Source organism: Aggregatimonas sangjinii, from assembly GCF_005943945.1.
Classification (GTDB): domain Bacteria; phylum Bacteroidota; class Bacteroidia; order Flavobacteriales; family Flavobacteriaceae; genus Pelagihabitans; species Pelagihabitans sangjinii.
This window is the reverse complement of record NZ_CP040710.1, coordinates 873498-900492: the sequence shown is the minus strand read 5'-3', so window position 1 is coordinate 900492 and position 26995 is coordinate 873498. Positions and strand designations below refer to the sequence as shown.

The 26995-nt window shown below is 41.9% G+C and carries 25 protein-coding genes; 15 read left to right on the top strand and 10 right to left on the bottom strand.

Annotated features, from left to right (window positions below):
* Positions 1–5 precede the first annotated feature (5 nt).
* Positions 6–2459 carry a S9 family peptidase gene (locus FGM00_RS03750; RefSeq protein WP_138851619.1) on the top strand — a complete coding sequence of 818 codons (2454 nt, stop codon included), beginning with the start codon at positions 6–8 and terminating at the stop codon, positions 2457–2459.
* Here the strand turns inward: FGM00_RS03750 and FGM00_RS03745 are convergent.
* Together FGM00_RS03745 and FGM00_RS03740 are read right to left on the bottom strand one after the other, a co-directional pair.
* Positions 2456–3766 (bottom strand): ABC1 kinase family protein, encoded by a 1311-nt coding sequence (locus tag FGM00_RS03745; RefSeq protein WP_138851618.1) that lies wholly within the window; start codon positions 3764–3766, stop codon positions 2456–2458. The two genes, FGM00_RS03750 and FGM00_RS03745, sit on opposite strands and share 4 nt — an antisense overlap.
* Positions 3767–3802: 36 nt before the next feature.
* Entirely contained in the window at positions 3803–4462 is a 660-nt protein-coding gene (locus tag FGM00_RS03740; protein ID WP_138851617.1) for a TetR family transcriptional regulator C-terminal domain-containing protein, read from the bottom strand.
* Between the two features lie 502 nt (positions 4463–4964).
* On the opposite strand from FGM00_RS03740, the gene htpG reads away from it, so the two are divergent.
* The 5 genes from htpG to FGM00_RS03715 all read left to right on the top strand — a co-directional run bounded on the left by htpG (position 4965) and on the right by FGM00_RS03715 (position 10657).
* Positions 4965–6851, top strand: coding sequence for a molecular chaperone HtpG (gene htpG, locus FGM00_RS03735; protein WP_138851616.1), 1887 nt, complete (start codon positions 4965–4967; stop codon positions 6849–6851).
* Between the two features lie 546 nt (positions 6852–7397).
* Positions 7398–8123 (top strand): hypothetical protein, encoded by a 726-nt coding sequence (locus tag FGM00_RS03730; protein WP_138851615.1) that lies wholly within the window; start codon positions 7398–7400, stop codon positions 8121–8123.
* 1047 nt (positions 8124–9170) lie between these two features.
* Positions 9171–9587, top strand: a complete 417-nt coding sequence (locus FGM00_RS03725; protein WP_138851614.1) for a hypothetical protein — start codon at positions 9171–9173, stop codon at positions 9585–9587.
* Between the two features lie 78 nt (positions 9588–9665).
* Positions 9666–10301, top strand: a complete 636-nt coding sequence (locus tag FGM00_RS03720; RefSeq protein WP_138851613.1) for an MOSC domain-containing protein — start codon at positions 9666–9668, stop codon at positions 10299–10301.
* Positions 10298–10657 carry a DoxX family protein gene (locus FGM00_RS03715; RefSeq protein ID WP_138851612.1) on the top strand — a complete coding sequence of 120 codons (360 nt, stop codon included), beginning with the start codon at positions 10298–10300 and terminating at the stop codon, positions 10655–10657. The genes FGM00_RS03720 and FGM00_RS03715 overlap by 4 nt, the downstream gene beginning before the upstream one ends.
* Before the next feature lie 76 nt (positions 10658–10733).
* Here FGM00_RS03715 and FGM00_RS03710 read toward each other — a convergent pair whose 3' ends face one another.
* On the bottom strand, positions 10734–11315 hold the full coding sequence (locus FGM00_RS03710) for a hypothetical protein (RefSeq protein ID WP_138851611.1): 582 nt from the start codon (positions 11313–11315) through the stop codon (positions 10734–10736).
* 232 nt (positions 11316–11547) lie between these two features.
* Between FGM00_RS03710 and FGM00_RS03705 the strand changes: the two genes are divergently transcribed.
* Together FGM00_RS03705 and FGM00_RS03700 are read left to right on the top strand one after the other, a co-directional pair.
* Positions 11548–12420 carry an AraC family transcriptional regulator gene (locus FGM00_RS03705; protein WP_138851610.1) on the top strand — a complete coding sequence of 291 codons (873 nt, stop codon included), beginning with the start codon at positions 11548–11550 and terminating at the stop codon, positions 12418–12420.
* Positions 12417–13019, top strand: a complete 603-nt coding sequence (locus FGM00_RS03700) for an alpha-ketoglutarate-dependent dioxygenase AlkB family protein (RefSeq protein ID WP_394344420.1) — start codon at positions 12417–12419, stop codon at positions 13017–13019. Before FGM00_RS03705 ends, FGM00_RS03700 begins: the two co-directional genes overlap by 4 nt.
* Before the next feature lie 173 nt (positions 13020–13192).
* Here FGM00_RS03700 and FGM00_RS03695 read toward each other — a convergent pair whose 3' ends face one another.
* Positions 13193–13963 (bottom strand): S1/P1 nuclease, encoded by a 771-nt coding sequence (locus FGM00_RS03695; protein WP_138851609.1) that lies wholly within the window; start codon positions 13961–13963, stop codon positions 13193–13195.
* Between the two features lie 199 nt (positions 13964–14162).
* Between FGM00_RS03695 and FGM00_RS03690 the strand changes: the two genes are divergently transcribed.
* From FGM00_RS03690 to FGM00_RS03660, 7 genes are all read left to right on the top strand, one after another.
* On the top strand, positions 14163–16325 hold the full coding sequence (locus tag FGM00_RS03690; RefSeq protein ID WP_236262895.1) for a transglycosylase domain-containing protein: 2163 nt from the start codon (positions 14163–14165) through the stop codon (positions 16323–16325).
* 93 nt (positions 16326–16418) lie between these two features.
* Positions 16419–17276: an SPFH domain-containing protein gene (locus FGM00_RS03685; RefSeq protein ID WP_138851607.1), complete on the top strand. Its 858-nt coding sequence runs from the start codon at positions 16419–16421 to the stop codon at positions 17274–17276.
* Between the two features lie 121 nt (positions 17277–17397).
* Positions 17398–17565 carry a type II toxin-antitoxin system antitoxin gene (locus tag FGM00_RS03680; RefSeq protein WP_138851606.1) on the top strand — a complete coding sequence of 56 codons (168 nt, stop codon included), beginning with the start codon at positions 17398–17400 and terminating at the stop codon, positions 17563–17565.
* Positions 17566–17629: 64 nt separating this feature from the next.
* Positions 17630–19837 carry a carbohydrate binding family 9 domain-containing protein gene (locus FGM00_RS03675; protein WP_138851605.1) on the top strand — a complete coding sequence of 736 codons (2208 nt, stop codon included), beginning with the start codon at positions 17630–17632 and terminating at the stop codon, positions 19835–19837.
* A gap of 112 nt (positions 19838–19949) precedes the next feature.
* Positions 19950–20747, top strand: a complete 798-nt coding sequence (locus tag FGM00_RS03670) for an HAD family hydrolase (protein ID WP_138851604.1) — start codon at positions 19950–19952, stop codon at positions 20745–20747.
* A 33-nt stretch (positions 20748–20780) separates the two neighbouring features.
* Complete coding sequence (locus FGM00_RS03665) at positions 20781–22058, top strand: DUF819 family protein (protein WP_138851603.1); 1278 nt, start codon at positions 20781–20783, stop codon at positions 22056–22058.
* 44 nt (positions 22059–22102) lie between these two features.
* Positions 22103–22795, top strand: a complete 693-nt coding sequence (locus FGM00_RS03660; protein WP_138851602.1) for a DUF4369 domain-containing protein — start codon at positions 22103–22105, stop codon at positions 22793–22795.
* An 87-nt stretch (positions 22796–22882) separates the two neighbouring features.
* Here FGM00_RS03660 and FGM00_RS03655 read toward each other — a convergent pair whose 3' ends face one another.
* The 6 genes from FGM00_RS03655 to FGM00_RS03630 form a co-directional block, all read right to left on the bottom strand.
* Positions 22883–23149 (bottom strand): hypothetical protein, encoded by a 267-nt coding sequence (locus FGM00_RS03655; protein WP_138851601.1) that lies wholly within the window; start codon positions 23147–23149, stop codon positions 22883–22885.
* A 136-nt stretch (positions 23150–23285) separates the two neighbouring features.
* The gene (locus tag FGM00_RS03650; protein ID WP_138851600.1) at positions 23286–24248 is read right to left on the bottom strand and encodes a type I phosphomannose isomerase catalytic subunit; all 963 of its coding nucleotides are present in this window, start codon (positions 24246–24248) and stop codon (positions 23286–23288) included.
* A gap of 131 nt (positions 24249–24379) precedes the next feature.
* On the bottom strand, positions 24380–24835 hold the full coding sequence (locus tag FGM00_RS03645; RefSeq protein WP_138851599.1) for a peroxiredoxin: 456 nt from the start codon (positions 24833–24835) through the stop codon (positions 24380–24382).
* 2 nt (positions 24836–24837) lie between these two features.
* The gene (locus tag FGM00_RS03640; protein WP_138851598.1) at positions 24838–25245 is read right to left on the bottom strand and encodes a 6-pyruvoyl trahydropterin synthase family protein; all 408 of its coding nucleotides are present in this window, start codon (positions 25243–25245) and stop codon (positions 24838–24840) included.
* Entirely contained in the window at positions 25242–25775 is a 534-nt protein-coding gene (gene idi, locus FGM00_RS03635; protein ID WP_138854605.1) for an isopentenyl-diphosphate Delta-isomerase, read from the bottom strand. The genes FGM00_RS03640 and idi overlap by 4 nt, the downstream gene beginning before the upstream one ends.
* Positions 25776–26037: 262 nt before the next feature.
* Positions 26038–26991: a PorP/SprF family type IX secretion system membrane protein gene (locus FGM00_RS03630; protein ID WP_138851597.1), complete on the bottom strand. Its 954-nt coding sequence runs from the start codon at positions 26989–26991 to the stop codon at positions 26038–26040.
* Positions 26992–26995 lie beyond the last annotated feature (4 nt).

Below are 26995 nucleotides of genomic sequence, written 5' to 3'. Positions count from 1 at the left end.
TTGGCATGAAAAAATTAGTCTGTATTGCGTTTCTTTTAATTTCCTTGATCGGGTTTTCCCAAGAAAACCTTGGGTACCAAAAGCCACCAGCCGCCATTTTAGATTTGGTTGACGCGCCTTTAGCGCCATCGGTGCTCATCAACGATAGTGGTGAACATATGGTGCTATTGTATAGGGATTATTATAAATCGATCAATGAATTGTCGGAAACGGAGCTTCGGCTTGCAGGCTTGCGTATTAATCCGAAAACCAACATCGGGAGTAGGACCAATTACTATAACAACATCAAAATAAAAACGCCCAAAGGTGAAAAAATCACCCAAGTAACGGGCTTACCGAACAATCCGAGATTGGCGAATTTTCAATGGTCGCCAGATCAGACCAAAATTGCGGTTACCCATACGACGGCTGAAGGCGTAGAAATCTGGGTACTGGATTTGGAAAAAGCGTCCGTACAAAAATTGACCGAGGCTTCCGCCAATGCCAATATGAGGGACGTGATCAATTGGTTTAAAGACGGGAAGAGCCTTCTTGTTAAAATGCTGCCTTCCGATAGAAAACCATTGATCAATGCTGCCGAGGCGGTTCCCGAGGGTCCAACCATTTCTTCAAATGATGGGAAAAAGGCACAGAATAGAACCTATCAGGACTTATTGAAAAATCCGAACGACGAATTTAATTTCGAACAATTGGCCCGTTCCGAATTGTACCGTATAGATTTGAACGGCACCAAAACCAAGTGGATGGATGCCGATCTGTATTCGAATATCAGCTTTTCACCGGATGGCAAGTATGTAATGGTGGTCACGATCAAGAGGCCATTTTCCTATTTGGTGCCCTATTACAGGTTCCCTTCCAAAGCCAATGTATATGATCATAACGGTGCTTTGGTCTCTGAGGTGTTGGAAGTACCCCTCATTGAAGACCTGCCCAAAGGTTTTATGGCGGTGCGGATGGGTATGCGTTCTTTAAGTTGGCGAAAAGACAAACCTGCGAGTTTAATTTATGCCCAAGCCTTGGATGGTGGCGACCCTGAAAACGACGTTGCCTACCGGGACGAAGTGTTTCAAATGGACGCACCTTTCGACCAAGCCGGCCAAAGTATTCTAAAAACGGTCAATCGCTATAGTGGTATTGAATGGGGAGATAAAACCACGGCCATCGCATATGATTATTGGTGGAATACCAGAAATACCAAAAGTTACCTATTTGACCCATCGAACAACGAGAAAGAAGCGAAAATTATTACGGATCGAAACTATCAGGATGTGTATAGCGATCCTGGAAATTTAGTGACGGCCAAGAACGAATTCGGCGAATCGGTCATTGCTTTGGATGAAAATAGCAATGCCTACCTCTTGGGGGACGGTTTTACCGAAGATGGGCAGTTTCCCTTTGTGGATAAATTCAACCTGCGAACCCAAGAGAAAATACGGCTATACACCTCTAAACTTGAAGGAAAAAAGGAAGATCTGATCGAGTATAAACCAAACAAAGACGAATTGTTGGTACGCATAGAATCCTCTAACGAATATCCAAACTATTATTACAAGACCCTTCGAAAACGCAAGGGAAAGATACAGCTTACCAATTTTGAAAATCCTTTTAAAAGTATTCAAGACGTTCAAAAAGAAGTGATTACCTATAAACGGGAGGACGGATTGGATCTTACGGGAACACTCTATCTACCAGTGGGCTATGACAAAAACAGTAAGGAGAAAAAGCCAATGATCTTGTGGGCGTACCCGCGGGAATATAAAGATAAGAATAGCGCTTCCCAAAGTACTCAAAACCCCAATGAGTTCACCTATCCCTTTTGGGGTTCACCGATATACTGGGTTACGCAGGGGTATGTGGTTCTGGATGATGCCTCTTTCCCCATTATCGGTGAAGCCGATGAACAGCCCAATGACACCTTTAGGGCGCAATTGGTATCCAATGCAAAAGCGGCCATTGATGCCGTAGACAATTTGGGATATATCGATAGAAAGAAAGTTGCCGTTGGAGGGCATAGCTATGGCGCCTTTATGGTTGCCAATCTTCTTTCTCACTCCGACCTTTTTGCAGCGGGGATCGCCAGAAGCGGGGCCTATAATAGAACGCTTACGCCATTTGGCTTTCAGAGTGAGGAACGTAACTATTGGGAAGCCCCGGAGGTGTACAATACCATGTCTCCGTTCATGCATGCCGACAAAATGAAAACACCCCTTTTGCTCGTTCATGGTGAGGCCGACAATAATTCGGGTACCTACCCGATGCAGAGTGAGCGCTATTTCAATGCCTTAAAAGGATTGGGGGCAACCGTACGATTGGTAATGCTACCCAAGGAAAGCCACGGATACCGGGCAAAAGAGAGTATCTTGCACCTCTTGTGGGAGCAAGATCAGTGGTTGAACAAATACGTAAAACAAGAAGGAATGCCCTTGGATTTGGACAAAGAGACCATCGGGAAGGATTAATTCAGATATTTTTCAAAATTGTTCACCTTCACTTGGGCCTTCAGGTCGTGCAGCAGATTATACAATCCAAAAAAGGTACGGTTCATATATAAAAAATGCTTCGACCCTCTGTTCCCGTTCATTTTACGCAATTCGGTATCTTTTGAGAAACGCTCACTGAGCTCGGCGATTTGTACCCAGAAATCGTCTTTCCCAAAATCGAACTGTTCCTCATTAAAGGGGGCTGTAAATAGGGTAAGCATTTCCTTAAAAAGTGCTTTGAAGAATTTCAACTCCTTGGAAGTGTCCGTTTCAATTAAGATATCAAGCTCATAAAGCTTTTGGGTGAAGAGCTCATCGTTGGAGATCGTTTCTTTATTGGCCAATTCAAAATAAGGAATGTAGAATTCATCAGGCACTTCCTTAATGCATCCAAAATCGATGGCAATCAATGTTTCTCGATCGCTGACCAAGAAATTTCCCGGGTGTGGGTCGGCATGTACCTTTCGTAAACCGTGAATTTGATACATATAAAAATCCCAAAGTGTCTGACCCAATTTGTTCCCTAATTCCGCGCTAAAATCAGTCTTTGCGAATTCACTAAGATGCAGACCATGCATCCAGTCCATCGTGATTATTTTTTCACTGGAAAGCTGCTCGTAGTATTTCGGGAACTCTAAATTTTCGATTTGGGTGCAGGCTTCGGTAATTTCCTTGCTTTGCTGTATCTCTAAAAGGTAATCGGTTTCCTCGATGAGTTTGCCTTCAACTTCCTTGAAATATTTATCGGCGTCCTTACCTTTTATGTTGAACATACGAAGCGCAATCGGTTTCACTAAAGCCAAATCGCTGCTAATGCTTTTCGCTACCCCAGGATATTGAATCTTCACGGCAAGATTTTTCCCGTCTTTGGTGGCTTTGTGTACCTGACCGATACTTGCGGCATTTATCGAATCCCGTTCGAAGGTGTCAAAAATCTCTTCCGGAAACTTACCCAAATACTTTTTGAACGTTTTTCGGACTAAGGGCGCGGATAAAGGTGGAACTGAAAACTGGGAAAGTGAAAACTTCTCGACATAGGCGTTGGGCAATAGGTTTTTTTCCATGCTCAACATCTGGGCGACTTTAAGGGCACTTCCCTTAAGACTTTTTAAGCCATCGTAGATATCCTCGGCATTGTCTTCATCCAACCCCTCACGTGAAAGTTCTGGATTTACCAGCTTTTTGCCATAGTATTTTACGTAGTTGCCACTGATTTTAACCCCGGTTTTGACCAACTGACTTGCGCGTTCTATTTTTCCCGTGGGTATTTTATCGAGGGTCTTCATATAATTCGTGTAGGAGTATACTATATTCGGTTGACCTTAAGCCATCTTTTCCTTAAACAGGAATTTTCCCAAATCGATGATATTATCAAGCGGGGTATTGTCAAAGACATCGAAAATTGTCGTAATTGATTTTTCGATTACCATATCGGTCTTTTCGAAACCGGCGGAATCATCGTCCATCCAAAATTTAAGAACGAACATGAACTCTAACCATGCGCCTTCTGAAAAAAGTCGTGGGTTGTGTTTTGTGATTTTAAAGGATTTGTCTACGTTCCCATCTTCAATGAGATCTGCAGCGAAGGCCTTGATGTGTCTACGTAGTCCTTTAAGTTGTGCAAGATTTTTCATCATGCCCTGTTCCTGATTTAGGGCGAACAATACATAACTGCGATTTAAGGTAAGCATTTCAAAAAAGGTGTAGAAGAAAGTAAGCATCTTCTCCTTGTTGGAAAATTCGTCATACTCCTTATTTTTATGCATCAAACCAATCGTACTGGTAAAAAACTTTGTCCAAATTGCCTTTTGAATTCCAACTACCGAGCCGAAGTATTTATAAAAATCAGCTTCTTCGATCGCGTTCGTTTTGCAGAATTTATATATGGATTTAGGAACAACCTCATGCTCCAAAACATAATCCATATACATTTCTATAATCTGGTTATCAGTGATTTTTTTAGATTTCGTTTTAGTTGCCATAATGAAACTATTTTGAAGTATAAAGTTAGGCGTAAATGACTTGGGCTTTTGTTAAGTGATTGCCAAACTATCCATTTAACAAAAACGTGCCCCCGGGGGGAGACACGTTTTCAAACAACCTAACCAATAAATAATCAATGTAAAATCTTTTTCATAGCAATTTTCTCATTGATTACTCAAAGATACATAACGTTTAACCTTTTCATGCAAAAATTAAACAAAATAATTTGTTAAACTTTTAAACTGCCTTATTTTACAATCGCTACGGCGGTATTATCCTACTGCCATGGGGCCATATTATTCAATATGTCCGTATTTAAAGTGTCAGTTTGTCATTCAATCCTAGAATGGTATTTTTTTTGACTACTGTAGAATCGCGCAGGCACTCCGTTTTCGGATTGAAAAAATTGGAACGGAATCATCGCTATAGTCTAGAAGGCTATCATCAAAACTATTTTCGCTACTGCAATAGCGGCGGAACTAAAAAATAAAATCAACATTTATGTCAAAAGGTAAAATCAACGTATCGGTAGAAAATATTTTTCCGCTGATTAAAAAATTTCTGTACAGCGACCATGAGATTTTCCTCAGGGAACTTATTTCGAATGCCACTGATGCAACGCTAAAACTGAAGCATTTGGCAGCTATTGGGGAGGCAAAAGTCGAATACGGCAACCCTATCATAGAAATCAAGGTAGATAAGAAAGGAAAGAAACTTCATATTATCGACCAGGGTATCGGAATGACCGAGGAAGAAGTAAAAAAATACATCAATCAAGTCGCTTTTTCGGGCGCCGAAGAGTTTTTGAACAAATATGAAGATGGTGCCAAGGATACTGGTATCATAGGTCACTTTGGCCTAGGATTCTATTCCGCCTTTATGGTAGCCGACAAGGTCGAGATTATTTCAAAAAGTTACACCGACGCCCCAGCGGTTCATTGGTCATGTGACGGTTCGCCGAATTTCGACCTGAAAAAAGCCAAGAAGACCGATAGAGGCACAGAAATCATTCTGCATATCGCCGACGATTCCACCGAATTTTTGGAAGATAACCGCATTACCGAACTTTTGAACAAATACAATAAGTTCATGCCGATACCGATTAAATTCGGTATGCGTACGGAAACCTTGCCCAAACCGGAAGATGCGAAAGAAGACGATCCTGCACCCACGCAAGAGGTAGACAATATCGTGAACAATCCCGAGCCTGCTTGGACTAAACAGCCTGCCGACCTCAACGACGAGGATTATAAAGGGTTTTACCGAGAGCTCTACCCCATGCAGTTCGAGGAGCCGTTATTCCATATTCACTTGAATGTAGATTATCCTTTTAACCTGACAGGGATTCTGTATTTCCCAAAAATGACACAGGACCTGAACATTCAGAAAGATAGGATTCAACTCTATCAAAATCAAGTATTCGTTACGGATAATGTAGAAGGTATCGTACCGGAATTTTTAACGATGCTCCGAGGAGTAATCGATTCTCCTGATATTCCATTGAACGTTTCGCGTTCGTATTTGCAGGCAGACGGGGCGGTGAAAAAAATATCGTCCTATATCACCAGAAAGGTTGCCGATAAGTTAAATTCCCTTTTCAAAAACAATAGGGAAGATTTTGAAGCGAAATGGAACGATATAAAAATTGTAATCGAGTACGGAATGTTGTCCGAGGAGAAGTTCTTTGAGAAAGCCGATAAGTTCGCCCTCTACCCTACCGTTGATGGTAGTTTTTACACTTTTGAGGAACTTCATGAAAAAACGAAGAACACGCAGACCGACAAAGACGAAAAGCTGGTACTGCTGTATGCATCCGATAAAGAGGCGCAGCATAGTTATATCGAAGCCGCCAAGGCCAAAGGTTATGAGGTATTGCTGATGGACTCCCCTATTATTTCGCATCTCATGCAAAAGTTGGAAACTTCAAAAGAGAAGGTTTCATTCGTTCGCGTAGATGCCGACCATATTGATAATCTTATTAAAAAAGAGGATACGGTCATCTCTAAACTATCCGACGAAGAAAAGGAAAAGCTAAAGACAGACTTAGAGGAAACCATTACAAATAAAAGCTATACCGTACAATTGGAAGCCATGGATAGCGATGCGTCGCCCTTTATCATTACTGAACCGGAATTTATGCGCCGGATGAAAGAAATGCAACAAACCGGTGGCGGGGGCATGTTCGGGATGGGAAATATGCCCGAAATGTACAATCTTGTCGTCAACACCAATCACGAATTGGTGAACGAAATCCTGAATACCAAGACCGCCAAAAAGAAAGAGCGATTGATCAACCAATCGTTAGATCTGGCGCGACTGTCAAAAGGGCTGCTTAAAGGTGAGGAATTGACCAAATTCATCAAACGTAGTTACGAAATGGTGAAGTAGACCTTATCTATAGCTTTCACTTGGCGATATCAACTTCAAAACCGCTCTTAGTTTTCTGACTAAAGCGGTTTTTTTAATGGAACTAGCCGCTAAACAAAGCCCAGTTCAGCTTGTCCGCCCCTGGAAATATAGAAACCCATATGCATTCAACCCCATTATCAGCTAAAACTACTGGTTTTCAGGTATGGTCTAATCTCAAAAGTGATTGTATCTTTCACCTACTTGTGTAATCAAGTAACCATTAACTATAGCTATAGTAACCGCTCTACTTTGTTGGAGCGGTTTTTATTTAAGCAATACCCTTTAAGCCCCAATAGGTCATGGCCATAATTTCTGGACGGATTGGAGATACCTGCCCCGATTCCTAAAAAAATTCGTGTAAGTCTTAAAAAATACTGGAAATCAGGTATTTTAAAACTAAAATGCGTGTGTTAGCTTAGGACTATTAAAAAAACATGTATCCCATGAAATGTTACTTTCTTATTTTGGGGCTATTTCTAATAGCCGGTTCCCCTCTGTACGCACAAGACAAATTGTTTTTAACCAATGGGGACATCCAATGAGGTGACCATCAAAAAAGTTGAACCCAATACGATCACCTATTCTTTTTCGGGCGAAACGCTCGAGAATGTCATCGAAAAAACCGAAATCGCAAAAATAGTCTTTCAAAACGGACGTGAGCAGGTTTTTTCGGCTTCCGATACAACCTTACAAAGTACGGAATACGAATATCCCCCGATGAACGAGAAGCTCGGGGCCGTTCTTCCTTTTGCATTCGTATTCGATGGTGAGGTTGCCAAGCAGGAAGGCATAGAGGCACAGGAGTTTTATTACCAAAACCTCATGCGCAAACCAGAACGTAATACTATTGACTATCAAAATCCCGAGACTACACAGCGTAGGTTGCGTGCAGCCGGCATTACCGACCCGGAACAGTATCAGGATTTTGAAATGAGTGAAATTGCCGAAATACTGGGGGTGGGCGTCTTGGTAAGCGGAAAAATAACCGTTGACTACCGTAGCACTACCTCAAACTCCTACGGTTCGACCACGGTAAAAGTAGATTCAAAAAAGAAAAAAGGTAAGGTGTATTCAAGCGACTACACTACCTCTACAGACGAGTTCGATACCAAGGTGCTCTTTAGAATATATGATAAAGATGGCAAGAAGGTCGTTGATGTGACCAGACGTCCGTTCTTGGCTACCACACGGAATAATTATATTACGGCCTTGAACTACCTCATGAAACGAACTCCGTACTATATGAAATAATCATGATTTGTATTGCCATTCACCTCTTGATAGAAACGGAAAAAGATTGGTTCAAAATAGGGGGAAAATGGTCAATTGTTACATTTTGGAAATCAAAATGTTAATGAACTCCAGCAAATTTATCAGATATCGCTCGATATGATTTCCTGATGTTTCCCGTTCTCCTACTCATATCTTTCTGTACCATTTATATCACTAAAAATTGCGACGAATAATATGAATAAGCATCCCTGTTCTTATTTCAGAGCTATTTTTTGCTTGTCCTCACATATCGATTGCACTTTCCAATCAAAAACTTAGAATTATTGCAGCGTAGGGTTACAAAAGTCTTTCGATTATTGAAGAATTATGATTAAAACTACTACCTCATCCAGTGGTCTTAAGCATCATTTCCTATCCGCAATCCACGAATGTTGTCGAAAGCACAAACTATAAATTGATATTTTCAGCAAGAATTAAAGGGCCATTTCACTTAATGAGTGTATTATCAGCGACCTGTTTTAAAAGCTTGAAATTCTCGATAGAAATATCTCCGGCACTAGCAACACAGTTCACAAATCAAACTCCCATTGTTATATCAATCGCCTTCGTACCGAAAAGGCCGTAAATCAACAAAAATACCAAGTACTACATCGACATAGTATGGAATGTAGGGGTACCGGAGCAGCTTTTCGTAGTAAAAAAGCGTTCTACACCGGATTTGAAATATTCACCGCAACTACTTCCCGCCAAATACAAAGAAACCCACGGCTCCTAAAAGAATTTGCACGGTTTTCCTAAATTTCACAGTATCGCACTATAGATTTCGCCCATAAATCGTTTGCTGCTACCTATTATTAAAATAAAATTTTGTTTACCAAGATAAATCAACAATATTTGTAAGAAAAAAATATCAATCCTTCACTTCCCCTGTCGTTTTTTTGTGCTACATCAGTTTGAGGATGTTTCCCGACGTTCATTAAATACGACTTTTTTGTTCAAATTAGACCGTACCCCACATCGGTCAAACTGGCTTGTTTTGAACCAGAGAAATCTTAAAGAAATTATATGGAATATACCGAGTTGAGCCCGAAAGGGAATTTCGAATCTTGGAGCGAAGACAAATTAGCCGAGTTGCAGCAAAAGAATATCAGTGACAGTTTGGGCACCTGTCTTTTTGAAAATGATGCTCTAAAAGTTTCGGAATTGGTGTTGTCCCCATTTGAACGAATACCTTTTATAAAGCAAAAATACACGTATTCGGCAACCTGTTTGGCAGAGGGCATGGTCATTTCCCGAAATGGCAATGGTCAGATTACCCTGCTAAGAGTAAAGAAAGGTGATATTTCAATTTGGAAAGTCAATGGTCTCGCTGTTATACGTGACTTACAAAATATTGGCCCCACTACCATAAAGGCTATAATAACGGAATATAAAAACCTTTCGAATTTTACCGATTCAGAAAAGCGAGACATTCAGCAATAATGTGAACCCGTCTTGAGTTCTCCGTATCAAAAATTATTGACTTTATGTTGGTAGCATACTGTTTTCTATCTTTAGGGTATGCAAATACTATCGACCAACCTCAGCAAACCCACATCCTTTGTCTGGAACGGAAAAAAGGAACAGACGGGCATATTCAAATATCCTGTTGCGGAAAGCATCTTTCTTGGTCAAACCGATGTTAAAAATGATACTGTTATAGATCGAAAGCATCACGCTGGCACCAACAAGGCCTGTTATCTTTTTTCAGCGGAACAATACCCCTATTGGAAAAAATTATATCCCCACTTGAAATGGAATTGGGGAATGTTCGGAGAGAACCTCACCGTTAGCGGTTTGGATGAGTCCGAGCTGCGAATTGGCGATACTTATAAAATAGGGTCGGCACTGGTACAAGTTTCGCAACCCCGCGAACCATGCTACAAGCTTGGGGTCCGCTTTAATGATCAAGCGATCTTGAAGCGGTTCATAGACCATGGTTTTCCAGGTACCTATGTGCGTATTTTGAAAGAGGGTACCGTCAGCACAGGTGATCGAATGCAATTGCAAAAACAATCCGACAACCCGTTGACCGTAAAACAATTTTACGATTTTCTCTTTCAGCGGAAGAAAGATAAAGAGCTGCTAAAACTGATTTTAAGTAACTCCTCAGTCCCCGAGTACAAGCGCGAACGCCTTAAAAAATTGCTTAAATGAACTATCCTTGGCATCTTTATCTCATGGCTCTAGTCTACATAGGTGCTGGTATTATGCACTTCGTAAGGCCGAAAATGTATATGCGTATCCTGCCTAGCTATCTGCCCGGCCACAAGTTTTTGGTGACGATAAGCGGAATTCTGGAAATCGTTCTTGGGATTGCCCTGTGTTTTGCGGTGACTAAAAATCTTGCCATTTATTGCATCATAGCCATGCTCACCTTCTTTTTACCGGTTCACTTTCATATGCTTTTTGACGAAAGAGCTTCGATGGGTCTTTCAAAATGGATGCTGGTATCCCGAATCCCGTTACAATTCGGTCTCATGCTCTGGGCCTTTTGGTATCTTCGGTATTAGACAAAAAAGAAACCCCAAAGAATCTAGATTGCCGTAGTGGGCAGAATCTTTGGGGTTACGCTCAACTCAACTTAAACTATTTTATCGATACTGTTTCGTAAAACGTCTTCGTTCCATCATTTACGGCTATGGTGTAATCACCTTCGTAAGCCCCCTTAAAGTTAAAAGCCTTTTCAACTACCAATTTATCGTTAAAAACTTCTTTAAAAAGGACATTACCCAAGGAATCGGTAACGCTTACTTCGACTTTTTTCAAATCACGGTTTAAGAAATTCAGATAAACACGCCCCTCCTTCTCTCTGTAACCCGGTTTAAAATTTTCGGCCATCCCGAGAATCGTGATATTATTCTTGTTCACACTGAGCGAATACACCAACTCTTTTGCCCTATTTTCGATTTTTAGAAAGTATGCCCCTTCCACAAGTGGAGTCAAATCAAATCTTTTGGCATATTCATCCGCGTTTTTTAAATTATCTGAATGTATGATTATTCCGTTGGCGTCATATATTTTTAACGAAGCATCCGATAAATGGGCATTCCATTCTAAAATGATACTTTTAGAGTTTCCAACGGTTTCCAATGTTGGCTCTTTTGCCATTACCGTAGTGGTTGCGAATAGTAGTGCTGCTGCTGCGATTGTTCTGATTACTTTTTTCATAACTCTTACTTTTATCCCTAGTAAAAAAAGGTAGGGTGATTAATAAATTAGTACGGTACAAACTTAGCATCACTTCAGCCGCTACACTACGACAGGTTTTTCATATTTATATTCTATTTTACCATGATGAAAGATTAATTTTGGTTAAAAGGGTAATTTAGAACATATTTTAGGTAATTTTACAGAGATTTAGTCGACTAAGGAGAAGTAATTTTACTTTAAAAATAAGACCGTGATACTTCAAAAACCCCGATACGAAGCCATAGCCCCAAGTTTTGGAAATTCATTCACTTATCAGCGTTTTGATAAGAGCAGACTGAATAAGGATAATATTTGGCACTACCATCCCGAAATTGAACTTGTATATGTTAACGGGGGTTCAGGAAAACGTCAAATCGGCAGTAATCTATCCTATTATACCAATGGTACCCTAATCCTTATTGGCAGCAACCTTCCGCATTGTGGCTTTACCGATATCCTGACCGGCAACAGCAACGAAACGGTGGTACAGATGAAAACGGATTTCTTGGGAAACGATTTTTTCAATATCCCTGAAATGAAAAAAATACAGAACCTCTTCGAAATCTCAAAAGCCGGTGTTGTTTTCTATGGAGAAACAAAAGCGGCCCTGGGTGCCAAGATGGAAGCATTGGAAGGGCAGACGAATTTTGAGCGCTTATTGACCATCTTAGATGTTTTGAACGGTCTGAGTACTACCGAAGAGTTTCGAATCTTGAATGCCGAAGGCTTTTCAATGGCGGCCGACGTAAAGGATAACGACCGTATCAACATAGTGTTCAATCATGTAAAGACCAATTTCAAGGAAGAAATTACATTGCACGAAATTGCCGATCTGGTCAGTATGACCATACCTTCTTTTTGTCGCTATTTCAAAAAAATCACGAATAAGACTTTTACCCAGTTTGTAAACGAATATCGTTTGGTACATGCCTCTAAATTGCTGGCCGAGCAACCCATGAGCATTACCGAGGTCTGTTTTGAATGTGGATTCAATAACTTTTCACATTTCAACAAATCGTTCAAGGCGTTTACGGGCGAGAGTCCATCAAAATATCGAAAACAGTTAATGCAAGTACTTACATGATGTTGCTGCCTTTTTCAGAAGGAGAACTCCTAAATCTGCCCGACTGCGAAATAACCTATGTTCCCGATTTTCTTTCCGCAGAATCGGCAGACGCCTATTTCAAGGAATTCAGGGAAACCGTAACATGGCAACAAGACGATATTAAAGTATTCGGGAAAGTATATCCACAGCCCAGACTAACGGCTTTGTACGGAAACAATGAAAAGCCCTATTCCTATTCCGGCATCGTCATGCAACCCCAGCGGTTTACACCAAGCCTAATTGCCATAAAAAATCAAATTGAAACCAAGACGCAGGTAGAATTCACGACCTGCCTGCTTAATTTATACAGAAACGGCAAGGACAGCAACGGATGGCATGCAGACAACGAAAAGGAACTGGGTGAAAATCCGGTCATCGCCTCGGTTACACTGGGGCAGGAACGCTATTTTCACCTTAAACATCGCTCGAAAAAAGAGCTGAAGTACAAAATCTTATTAAAGCATGGCAGCCTGTTATTGATGCAGGGCGAAACGCAACATCATTGGTTGCATCAAATCCCGAAAACGGCAAGGCCGATTGGAGAACGCATTAATCTTACTTTTCGCGTTATTCCATAAAAAAAATCGGTTCCCCACGAACCGATTTTTATACCTTGTTTCAGAAACGAATCACTGCCTTTATCATTCAGGTATACAATGATAATCTACCTGCGGCCCGCTCCTTTCTAACATAGTGCAAATGTCGTACCAAAGAGCACCGGTAGTTATGGTCACACCATTGAATACCATTCTTAAAATAGCTCGTTTAGAACTTTGGCCAAACGCAGCCCCCCTTTTTGCAATTGTTTTTCCAGTGTATCCCACCATACATAATTATAGCGGTACGATAGTTTTTCCCCAACTGCCACGGAATCGTATAATTCATTGGCAATATCCTGAGACTCTTCTACCCAATCGAGCACCGTACCCGCCTGTATGGCTTTTTTTTGAGTCTTGTTTAAGCGCGGTAACGAAGCGGCCAATTCGGTATAGCTCATACCATAGGCATTGATCATGCCAGAATCCCACACACGGTGCAAATTGCTTCCGTCGTTGAACCACTGCACTTGAATATCGTTCCCGCCCTTGTCCTCCAATCTACCGACATGCATGGGTTGGTGCAAATCGCCAATCAGGTGCACAAGCATTTTGAGATAAAATGCCCTATCCTCCTTTGAACTTTGCTCATCTTTTACGATTGCTACACACTTTTCAATGCCAATAATCAAATCACCATTCTCGCTAGGTTCAACATCCGAATATTTTTTATCCTCAGGAAAATTTACATAATGCCAGGCACTGAATTCGCGATACTTGCTATCCGCCTTTATTTCGTCCGCAAAATTCGATACCGCTGCCAGGCTTTCTCCGTCTAATATGGCCGTAATGGCTTTTCTGGCCTTTCTAGTCAAGTGTTCTTGAGCCACTTCACCAACGGCACGGTGACCGGTCTTTGACCAGACCATATCATTCCCGAAAGACATCTGTGCCGCTAAAAAAAGAAAAAAGACTATTTTTTTCATAGAATGCGTATTTCTAACGGCTTCAAAAATAAGGAAACGCCATTAAGGTACTGTTAAAAAAGCTGCTACATTCTCTAAATATTTTAATCTTGCGCCCATAAACCAGTCCGATTTGATACTTAGAAAAATTTCTTCACCCTACCTTCGTTTTGGCTTACTTGCACTTCTAGGAATTCTTGTTATTGGCTTTCTTTTCGTTATGAGCGTCTACCTTGGGGCTTGGGGCAAAGTACCCTCAAAAAAAGAACTCTCCAGTTTTGAATACCAACGTGCTACCGAGGTATATTCCGCCGATAGCGTTCTCATCGGAAAATATTTTCTGTATGACCGCCAGCCAGTTCCTTTCGAGCAATTCCCTGAGCAATTGATACAGGCCCTAATTTCAATTGAAGACGAGCGGTTCTACGACCATTCCGGGGTCGATGCCACCAGTTTATTGCGAGTGGGTATCAAATCGATTCTACTACAAGACAAATCATCTGGAGGTGGCAGCACTTTGACCCAACAATTGGCAAAAAACCTCTATCCCAGAAAAGACCGGCAACAATCGAATCTCGTCGTCGACAAAATCAAGGAGATGATTATGGCCTCCCGTTTAGAGGATAGCTATTCCAAAAAGGAAATCCTTACGTTGTACCTGAACACGGTATCGTTCGGCGACAATACGTTCGGTGTAGAAAGTACCGCCCTCAAATTCTTTAACAAACATACCAAAGACCTCAACCTAGAAGAGTCTGCCGTTTTGGTAGGCATGCTAAAAGCCACTTATGGCTACAACCCAAGGGTTTTTCCCGAGAACAGCCTCAGACGCAGAAATTTGGTGTTGCAGTCTATGGCAAATAATGATTTTCTGACGGATAGCGAAAAAGACAGCCTTACCCAACTTCCCTTAAAACTCGACTATAAAAAATACGATTACGATGCCGGTCTTGCGCCTTATTTCCGGGAAGAGGTACGTAAGAAACTCCTCAAATGGAGTGCCGATGAAAAGCAAAATGGTAACGACTACAACATTTATACAAATGGCCTGAAGGTCTACACCACCTTGGATTACAAAATGCAGCGCATCGCTGAGAGCGTGATGCGGAAACACATGAAATCGCTGCAAGGGCAGTTCGAAAAAAGCTATGGAAAAAGAGCACCTTGGACCAGCAACACGAAAATCATCGAAAAAGCGGTACGCGCAACTCCCCATTACAAAAAGCTCGTCGCAAACGGACTGAGCGCGAAGCAGGCCTGGGACTCGCTCGAACACAAACGCAACATGACCTTCGAAGATTGGAGTGGCGATCGCACCTTAATGGCAAGTACCATCGACAGTGTAAAACACTATTTAAAATTTCTGAATACGGGTTCTTTGGCCATAGATGCAAAAACCGGTGCAGTTCGTACCTGGATCGGCGGTATCGATTTTAAGAATTTCAAATTCGATCATGTCGCACAAAGTCAGCGGCAAGTCGGCTCTACATTCAAACCGATAGTGTATACGGCTGCCTTGGAAGTAGGCATACCACCATGTGCCTATTTTTCGGCAAGTGAGGTGGAATATGAAAACCTTAAGGGCTGGTCGCCCAGCAATTCGGGGAATAAAGATGAGGCGTACTTGAATTATTCCATGGAAGAATCGCTGAGCAACTCGGTCAACACGGTCGCGGTTAAAGTGATGGAGGCCACAGGGATTGACAATGTAATCGTCCAAGCCAAAAAAATGGGCGTGTTCTCAAAACTCCCCGAACAACCCTCATTGGCTTTGGGCACAGGTGAAATCTACGCGAACGAACTCGCAGGTGTATATGCTAGCTATGTTAACGATGGCATGGCCGTGCTCCCCTACCTCATCGAAACCATTACTGACCAAAAAGACTCCGTTTTAGTCAATTTTGAGCCAAAAAGGGCTAAAAATCGTGCTTTTTCAACCCAAACGAGGCAAATAATGCTCGAAATGATGAAATCGACTATTAATACTGGAACGGCCTCGCGTATACGTACTACCTACAAAATGCAGAATGATATCGCCGGGAAAACCGGAACCACCCAAAACAATAAAGATGCTTGGTTCGTGGCACTTACCCCAAAGTTGGTAAGTGTGACTTGGGTAGGACTCGACAACCACGAAATCGGATTCAAAAGTACAAGTCTGGGGCAGGGGGCTAACGCCGCATTGCCCCTATTCGCATTATGGTACAAAGAGTTGGGCAGGGACAAGAAATACGACCCAATTACCAAGGCAAAGTTCGAACGTCCGTCAAAATATGTTCTCGACCAGATGGATTGTGACCCTGTGAAGCGCGATGGCTTTTTCAAACGATTATTTACCGATCCGAACAAAAAGAAGACCAAAAAGTTCAGACGCAAAAATTAGAAATTTGCCTAAGAGCATGTTGAAAATTTGAATAATTGATTTTATATTGATATATTTATGATATCATTTTAATATCATTTAATTCAACTAGTCATGAAAAACGAAAAAGATTTATCCCCTATGAACGGCTATATGATGGCCCTACTCGCCTTTCTCCTTCTGGTCGGTGGCGTATTTATGTTGATGCGCATGCCTATTTTAGGAATTCCTGCCATTGTGGCCGCACTTATTATTATTCCAGGCTTTGTACTTGTCAACCCGAACAGTTCGAGGGTATTGTTACTCTTCGGAAAATATGTTGGCACCATTAAAAAGAATGGTCTCTTTTGGGCGAATCCGCTGTACACCAAGAAAAAAATATCCCTTCGGGCCAGTAATTTCGATAGTGAACGCTTAAAGGTAAATGACAAGCTGGGCAATCCGGTCATGATCAGCACGATTTTGGTTTGGCGGGTGACCGACACTTACAAGGCCGCTTTTGACGTTGATGATTACCAGAATTTCGTACGGGTACAGACCGATGCCGCCGTTCGCAAACTGGCTAGTATGTATCCCTACGACAATTTTGCAGATGAAGGCCTTGACGAGGATATTACACTTCGTTCCAGCTTGAATGAAGTAAGCGAAGCGCTGGAAAAAGAATTACAGGAACGTTTGGCAATGGCAGGTATAGAAGTTTTGGAAGCCCGTATCGGTTATTTGGCGTACGCCCAGGAAATCGCCAACGCCATGCTGAAAAGACAACAGGCTACCGCAATCGTAGCCGCGCGTCATAAAATTGTAGAAGGTGCGGTAAGTATGGTAGAAATGGCACTTGCCGAATTGAACAAAAAAGATGTTGTTGAACTGGACGAGGAACGTAAGGCCGCCATGGTGAGCAATTTAATGGTGGTACTTTGTTCTGACAAGGACGCCTCGCCTATCGTTAACGCCGGTACCTTGAATCACTAATCTCCAAAATACCATCGCTTTCATAGACGACATGAAGTTTAGGTCAATCATTTAGTTCAGCTACGCCATGAATTTCGATACAACAACGAGGATACCTTTTAAAATCCATTAAATACAAACCATGCCCAAAAAGAAGGCATTTGCCCTAAGACTGAATGAAGATATGCTCAAGGCCATCGAAAAATGGGCTTCAGACGAGTTTCGCAGCACCAACGGACAAATTGAATACATCTTAATGAAAAGCTTGAAGGCCGCAAAAAGAGAGCCTAAAAAGGGTAAGGAAGCATAACGATTTTTAGTAATTACTTAACGATTAAAAAGGGTAAATTTGTTCAGACCAACACCACCGCTTCATGACGAAACTTTCCTGTGCTCTGGCACTTTTCTTTTGTTCCCTTTTCGTTTTTTCACAAACAGCAAACAAATCGTTTGTCGTAAAATATACAGATGATATCGCCAAAGTGGACGGTATTTTAGATGAAGCATTCTGGGAGACCGCCGAAAGTGCAAAGGATTTTCAACAGTATTTTCCATCCGATTCCATTCTGGCCACGCAGCCTACGGATATAAAAATGGTGTACAACGCCACTACCCTATATATTGGCATCACAATAGAATCCGTCGGGAACGACTGGGTTATTCCGACCTTACAACGCGACTTTAGGGCTGGCGGTAACGATAATATTAGCCTGTTGTTCGATACCTTTAATGATGGAACGAATGCCTTTCTGTTTGGTATAAATCCTTATGGTGTGCGAAGGGAGGCCTTGATTTCGGGTGGAGGTCAAGACACTCGGGGCTTTACTACTTCATGGGATGTAAAGTGGAAGGGGGAAGTCGTAAGGGGTGAAAATTCCTATACAGCCGAATTGGCCATACCGTTGACCTCTTTTAAATTTAGGGAAGGTGAAACCAAATGGCGCTTTCAAAGTTACCGTTTCGATCAACAAACTAACGAACAGAGCGTTTGGTACAACATTCCGCAAAACCAGCTGATTTTTAGTCTGGCCTTCATGGGCGACATGGTATTTGAAAAACCTCTGGGCCGATCTAGGACCCCTTTGGCCCTTATACCTTATGTCAATGCGATTACGGAAAGGGATTTTGAAATTGATGAAGGCAACACCAACGTAAAGGTAGGAGGCGATGCTAAAGTTGCCATTGGCAATGGAATGAATTTAGATATTACCGTCAATCCCGATTTTTCGAATGTCGAGGTAGATGATATCGTGACCAACCTTACCCGTTTTGAAATAGGGCTCCCAGAAAAGAGACAGTTTTTTATTGATAATAGTGATTTGTTCGGCAGCTTTGGTGGCGGACGTGACGCAAATCCCTTCTTTTCCCGACGTATTGGTATTGCGAACGATACAACGGGCAACTCCATTGAAAACAGAATTTTAGGCGGGGTGCGCTTGAGCGGAAAACTAACGAATGATTGGCGTTTGGGATTTTTGAGTATTCAAACGGATGAAGATTTGGACAATGAAATCGCATCGAACAACAATACCATGCTGGCCATTCAGAAAAAAGTCTTTGCGCGGTCGAATATCGGCGCTTTTTTTATAAACCGGGAAACATTCAAGGAATACGACTTTCTAGCGCCTGAAGACAAGTTCAATAGGGTAATCGGGATAGATTACAATCTCGCTTCTGCAGATAATGTGTGGCAAGGTAAAGCATACCTGCACAAATCGTTTCAGCCGGATGACTCCAATGGTAATCTTTCCGGAGGGGCCTTTTTAGGACGTAGTACGAGATTTTTCAACATCTTTACCGATTGGGTTTATATCGATGATGATTTTCAATCCGATCTTGGCTTTATTCGAAGAACGGATATCGTTAAATCGGCAACACAGGTCGAAACTGTATTTTGGCCGAAGAGCGAACACATTAACAACTATAGTTTTGCCCTTTTTCCTATTGTAATATGGCGTCCGGAACTTGACTACCAAAAAACAGATCATGATATTCGTTTATCCGGTCAGGTAGAAATGCAAAACCAGACCCAATTTAGCGTTGGCTTTACCAATACCTTCACCTTTTTAACTGCTGAGGATGACAACTTCGTACCTTCTCGGCAAGAAAACGGTATTCCGCTTCCCAATTTACAGGGTTACCACTACAATAGTTTGAATTTCGCATACCAATCCAATAGAGCACAGGTGTTCTCATATCAACTCGAATCAACCATCGGGCGATTTTTTAACGGTGATTTATTGTCGATGCAAGCTGAATTGGCACTCAGGTTACAACCTAAAGCGCTCATTTCATTACAGCTAAACTACGACAAGATCAGCTTGCCGGATCCCTATCCAAGCGCTGATCTCTGGTTGATCAGTCCGAAAATACAGCTCACCTTCAGCAAGTCGCTTTTCTGGTCTACATTGATTCAATATAGTAACCAGCGAGATAATCTGGGTATTAATTCCAGAGTCCAGTGGCGTTTTGCTCCCCTATCCGATTTATTTATTGTTTATAACGACAACTATTTCGTAAACCAGTTTTCACCGCGATTCAGATCGATCAATTTAAAGCTTACCTATTGGTTGAACATATAGCGCTAGGGGAAGACAAAAATAAAATGATTATTTTTTTCTCAGCATCCTTTTTTGTCACTTCTGTTCAGCGCATTAAAGTTGAGTTCTATCTTAAAGAAAGCCTTTTTATTCCATGGATTTTAAAATACTTTGTTCCGATTTAGATGGTACGCTACTTACTACCAAGAGTGATGTTTCGGACTTTACTGTTTCTGAAATCAACAGAATCAAAGCAGGGCGGAAAATCATTCTAGTTTCAGCCCGTATGCCACAGGCAATTACCTATATTCAAGATAGATTACAAATTGCAGACCAACCTATCATTTGTTACAATGGAGCCTTGGTCATCGACGGAACTAAAGAGCTCTTTTCACTAACAATCGCTTTGAATACCGTTGAAGAAGTATATCGATTGGCACAAGCCGAATCTGTAAAATTAGGTCTTTATTACGGTCAAGAATGGTATGTTGAAGAAACTTCCGAACGCGTTCAAAAAGAAATTAGATACACTCGGGTAAAACCACGTTTCCAATCAACTTCGACCACCCTTTCCGATTGGGAAAAGCGAGGTATAAGTGCCCATAAAATCATGTTGATGGGCTCAAAGACGGCTACGGATAAGCTATTTTCGGTACTTAAAAATAAATTGGCAGACCAGATAATTCTGTACCGTTCAAACGATACGCTCATTGAACTGGCGCCCAAATCGGTTTCCAAATTATCGGCCATGCGATTGTTGCTTTCTTCGGCGGAATCGCTCTCTGATGTCATCTCCTTTGGAGACAATTATAACGATCTTGAAATGCTACAACATTGCGGTCAAGGTGTGGCCGTTGCCAATGCCCGCGAAACGGTAAAGGCCATAGCCGACCATATCACTTTAAAAAACACGGAAGATGGAGTCGCGCACTTTATAAAGCAACATTTATAAATGTTATATTTGGCTAAACCAATACCTTCCTTAATGTCCGAAATTGACCCAACCCAACCCTTGATCGCCGATGACACTATAGTATTCGGACTTCTAGCATTGTGTTTGGGCTTTGTTTTTTATACTTCATCAATAAAAACAGGCTTTTGGAAAAAATTCTACGGTATCGTACCGACCGTTTTGATGTGTTATTTATTACCGGGTATTTTGACCAGCCTCGGGATTATTTCCGACGAGACCTCTAACCTCTATTTTGTAGCCAGTCGGTATTTGCTACCTGCAGCCTTGGTCTTAATGACCCTAAGTATCGACTTAAAAGCCATTGCCAATTTAGGTTCAAAGGCCTTGATCATGTTTTTTACCGGAACCGCGGGAATCATTATTGGAGGTCCCTTGGCCATTTTGATCGTTTCCGTTTTTTCGCCCGAAACTGTGGGTGGTGTAGGACCGGATGCCGTTTGGCGCGGACTTTCCACCATTGCAGGAAGTTGGATCGGCGGTGGGGCCAACCAAGCTGCCATGTTCGAGATTTTTGAATACAATCCCGATAAATTCGGTGGTATGGTCCTTGTCGATATCGTAATTGCCAATATCTGGATGGCCATCCTCCTCTTGGGTATCGGTAAGACCAAACAGATAGACAACTGGTTGCGCGCAGATACCTCCTCCATCGAAATCCTTAAAGAAAAAGTTACCGCCCATACTAAAAAAATTACTAGGGTAGCGACACTTCACGACTACATCATTATGTTGGCCATCGCGTTTACCGCCGTGGGGGTTTCCCATTTCTTCGGCAATACGTTTTCGGAACTGCTAAAAAACACCTTCGAAGTAATTCGGGACAAGACCCAAATCTTGTCCTCTTTGGGCTCGACGTTCCTGTGGATGGTCGTCTGTGCAACCGTCATTGGTATCACCCTGTCCTTCACAAAAGCCAAAAACTATGAAGGGGCAGGTGCCAGTAAAATCGGTGGAATGTTCATTTACATTCTCGTGGCGACCATCGGCATGCAAATGGACTTAAGTAAGGTTCTTGAAAATCCCGGTCTTATCCTTATTGGGTTCATTTGGATTTCGGTTCACGCAGGTCTACTTATTTTGGTGGCCAAACTGATCAAAGCGCCATTTTTCTTTTTAGCCGTGGGAAGTCAAGCGAACGTGGGTGGTGCGGCATCGGCTCCCGTAGTCGCTGCAGAATTTCATCCTTCGCTGACCTCCGTCGGTATCCTGTTGGCCGTTTTTGGGTATGTTGTCGGTACTGGGGGTGCATATCTATGTGCACTACTTATGGAAGTCGCTTCAAAAGTTTAAGATTAGCTAAAGTTTCCGCATATTTGCCCTACCAAAAAACAATCATGAGAAATTATTTTTTACTCTTATTGCTTATTGCATTCTTAGGGTCGTGCGGAGACGATCCCGCCAAGACCATGACCGTATCGGGCAACATCAAAGGCCTAAAGAAAGGAATGTTATATCTACAGCACGTTTCCGACTCGGTTTTGGTGACCAAAGATTCTTTGGAAATAGATGGGGATGGTAATTTCTCTTTAAGCACACCAATTGAAAGTCCCGAGATTTTCTATCTCTACCTGAGCAAAAATGATAACAACGAAGTGAACGATCGAATCACGTTCTTTGGTGAACCTGGGATAATCACCATTAATACTAAGTGGGACAGATTCGACCAAGGCGCTAAAATTGAAGGCTCTGAAAGCAATATGACCCTAGAGGAGTTCAAAACCTCGCTTTCACAAATGAACATCCGCAACATGAAGTTGATGCAGCAGGCAGGCAATACAGAAATACCCCTAGATTCGTTGCAACTGGACAGCCTCAGGAAAAAGAGCGACCGAAATATACAGCTGACCTATGCTTTTGCGCTGAACTTTGCCCTAAACCATAAAGATTCGCATGTCGCCCCTTATATTGCTCTTTTTGAAGTGGCGGACGCCAATCCTAAATATTTAGACTCGATCAGTAAATCGCTTACTCCTGAAATTGCAGATTCAAAATACGGGAAGTTGTTAAGAGAACGATTGAAAAAATAATTTCGGACAATAACGAGAACCGCCTAAGTTTAGTATAAAAAAAGCCCTGCTGGTAAGTCAGGGCGTTTTCTTGTCAACTAAGATTGGTTATAACTTGTTGATTTCTTCAACCAAGCCTTTTGCCTTCGATTCCAATTCGGTTCGAACACTTTTCAAATGCTTTTTTCTATTTTCTACCTTACGGTCGTTTATCTTTACGATAAGGTCGTCAAAAACCGCGATGGCATCATCAATAATTTTCGCTCCCTCTTTGGTTTCTCCTTTACCGTTGGCCGCCTCAACAATGTAGACCGCCTCTATAATATCTCCCAAAACGTTGTTCACGTCTTTCTTTAATTCCTTAATACTTGCCATTTGTGTTTTATTTTTTGCAAAAATAGCCTTTTTACCTTCCTTGGTTAAGTAAAACCCTTAAAATCTAGTTTATAGGTCCAAGACCATTATAAATTCAAAACGGAAAAGGTATGCTCTAGGTTATAAATTCATCGTGTCAAATAGTTACCTCAAGAATTTTGGCGCCAGTACTTTTAAGATCGATTCGTTTGCTGCTCCCTGGCACTAAAACAGTTTCCCCTTTTTGAATAGTCGCCGCACCATTCTCGTTGACAATTTCTACCGCTCCGTCAACGCAGATATAAATGATAAACGAATCCCTTTCCGAAATATCCTGTTCAATATTTTCCGTGAGCTCAAAAAAATTAGTTTTGAAATACGGGCAGTCGACCATAGGGTTCACTACATTTTCCATTTGCGGATAGGCGACTTTAAAGTCGTCTTTTTGCTCATAATCAATGGCGTCTAATGCTTGATCAGTATGTAATTCCCGTAGGTTTCCGTTTTTGTCTCTCCGGTTGAAATCGAAGACACGATACGTAATGTCGGAAGTCTGTTGAATTTCAGCGAGCAATACTCCTGCCCCAATGGCATGTATTTTACCTGTATTGATAAAGAAGGTGTCGCCTTCTTTCACTTTTTCATAGTTCAGCAAATTCAATAAGGTATCATTTTCCAAACTTTGGGCATATTCTTCTTGGGATACATTTTTATTAAAACCTACAATGAGCTCGGCGTTCGTATCCGCATCCATAACGTACCACATTTCGGTTTTTCCAAAAGAGTTGTGCCTTTTTTTGGCAAGTTCGTCGTTTGGATGCAATTGAATGGACAAATCTTTTTTGGCGTCGATAAATTTGATAAGTATGGGAAATTCAGTCCCGAAGCGGCTGTAGACACTTTTGCCTAATAGGGCTTCTTTTTCAGTATTTATAAGAGTTTGCAATGAAGTGCCCCTTAACGGACCGTTTTCAATTACTGAAACATCTCCCGCCACAGCGGAAAGTTCCCAACTCTCGCCCGTACTATCGCTTTCGATAGATTTTCCTAGTACACTCCCTAATTTTTCACCACCCCAAAGGCGCTCTTTTAAAATTGGTCTGAATTTTAATGGATACATGTTCACTTTTTAAAGTAATATTTTTCAACGCAATCATTAACGGCTTACGGGGAAAAAGATTGACCCATTATAGCCGACTTCTTGCTTCTCGCCGCCGCCTGAATACCCTTTTCTGATTGTTGCAAAAAGTATTACTTGATAGCGTTTCTCAATGTCTTTAGGGCTCTTTTTACATGTTCGGAAGCACCAATACTATTAAAGGCCATGATAATTTCACCTTCAAGGTCGACCATAAAGGTCTCCCTACCCGATAGGAACAACAAATTACTTTGCACCCGGAACAGACGTCTTACCATATTATCTGAATCGACCAACAAGGTAAATGGCAATTCGTATTTATCGGAAAATCTACGATGCGATTTTTGTGAATCGGCGCTTATCCCGATGACTACGGCCCCGTTATCGGTAAAATCTTCATAACGATCACGAAACTGACAGGCCTCTTTGGTGCATGCAGGGGTGTTGTCTTTGGGATAAAAGTAAATGACCATATATTTTTTCCCCAGTACATCCTTACTGTGAAAGGGTTCTCCGTACTGATCGGTCAAAGAAAATTCCGGAGCTTTTTCTCCAACTTTCAATCCCATAACTAGCCCGAAAAGGTTACAAAGTTCCTTGGTGTTTCGTAGAGTATTACCTCGAGCTGTTTGTCGGTATCAATGTGTTTACGAAGCTTGTTCCAGATAACCACGGCAATGTTTTCCGCAGTCGGATTCAAATCCTTGAAATCGGGAACATCAACATTCAGGTTTTTGTGATCAAAAGCATCCTCAATTTCACTTTTGATCAAATCCTTTAGGATTTTCACATCCATAACAAATCCCGTTTCTTGATCTATTTCACCGGTTACACTCACGATCAATTCGTAGTTATGCCCATGATAATTCGGATTATTACACTTCCCGAATATGGCATCGTTCTTCTCGAAACTCCAATCAGCCCTAAAAAGGCGATGTGCGGCGTTAAAATGTGCTCTTCGACTGACTTTTACTTTCATTCTGCAGCGTTATTTTCAATTAAATGGTCGTAGAAACGCTCAAAAATAATCTTGAACCAAGCAGTATAGACTTCCGGATTATTGGAAATATCGTTTTTGACATCGACGGGTTTCATCCATTTCCAATCGGCGACCTCGTCTTTGTTGATAAGCGGCCCGTCATTGCTCCGGCCTATCATTACGTGATCTAGCTCATGTTCGGTGAGACCGTTATCAAAAGGTGCCTTGTAGACGAATGAAAAAAGTTCTTTCAGGTCTACACTGAATCCCATTTCTTCCTGCAAACGGCGTTTGCCTGCCATTATATTGGTCTCCCCTACCCGCTGGTGACTACAACACGTATTCGTCCATAACAACGGCGAATGGTACTTGTGTGCAGCTCTTTGTTGCAGCATAGTCTCGCCACGGTCGTTCATAATAAAAACGGAAAATGCCCTGTGCAAAACCGCTTTCCGATGCGCTTCCATCTTAGGCATTGTACCTATTTGCTCATCCCGCTCATTAACCAGTATTACCTCTTCTTCCTTCAATAGCATTTCTTTTTCATAGCCGATGCTCTCACATCGATTACAAAAATAACACCTTTATACTTTTATATTACATTGCATCCATAAAATTAAACGATAGCACGATAGCGTCGAGAGCTGGATACAAAAGAAAAGCGAATACCTATATCGGGGAGCGTAGACTAAAAATTGTTCGAACTTACTGATCATGAACCAAGGCTAATCTGCAAGTGGTTCAATTAGGAAATGGGAGGTCGTTACGGGGTACGGGGACGCATTCTTTTCGTTAGAAAAATCTTGGTGATTTCAGCTGTCCTTTGGTGCGTATGAAATCGTATCTTAGAATGACCTCGAACGAGCCGTCGTTAAAAGCGGCATTCCCAAGTTCGGTAACTTCCCGGTCATAGGCAACCCCGGCAAAAATACTTTCTGAAATATAGAAGCCGGCCATTCCACTAAATGCGGCATCCCAACGGTATGCAGCACCAACAACAAACTTATCACTCAAGAGAAAGTTAGCGGAGACATCCACTTGTAAAGGAGCTCCTTGTACTACCTTGGTCAACAAAGTAGGCTTAAATTTCAAGAACGGATTGAATTCCCAAACATAACCTGTTATGAAGTAGAAGTTCATCCGCTCTGCCGCCGTACTTGGGGAGCTACCACTTTGAAAGTGAGTTGTCTCTAAGAACCTTGGCACAGACAATCCCGCATAAAATCTTTCATTGTGATAGTAGACCCCCGCGCCGAAATTAGGCGAGAATTTATTGTCGATATCCTGAGACAAGGTGTTGTCGGGAGCTATCTGGTTCAATTCCGAGAACCTGACATCTAATAAATGTGCGCTTGCTTTAAGGCCAAAACTCAATTTGGCCTCGACCGATAATTGTAGCGTATACGAAAAATCGATATCTGCATAAGTTTCCGAAGTAGGTCCTATTTTGTCGTTTACTATAGATAGTCCGAGCCCCACTCCCCTATACCCGACGGGAGAATGTAAATTTACGGTCTGGGTGACCGGGGCACCCTCTAAACCTACCCATTGCGATCGATGTAGCGCCGCTATGCTCAAATGCCCCCTAGAACCGGCATAACCCGGATTAACACTGGCCGTATTATACATGTATTGGGTATACTGGGCATCTTGCTGTGCCACCAATGTGCTACTTGACAAAAACACCAATAACAAGAAAAGTAACGGGTTAATGTGAATGGATATACTATGATTTGGGAATTTCATCGCT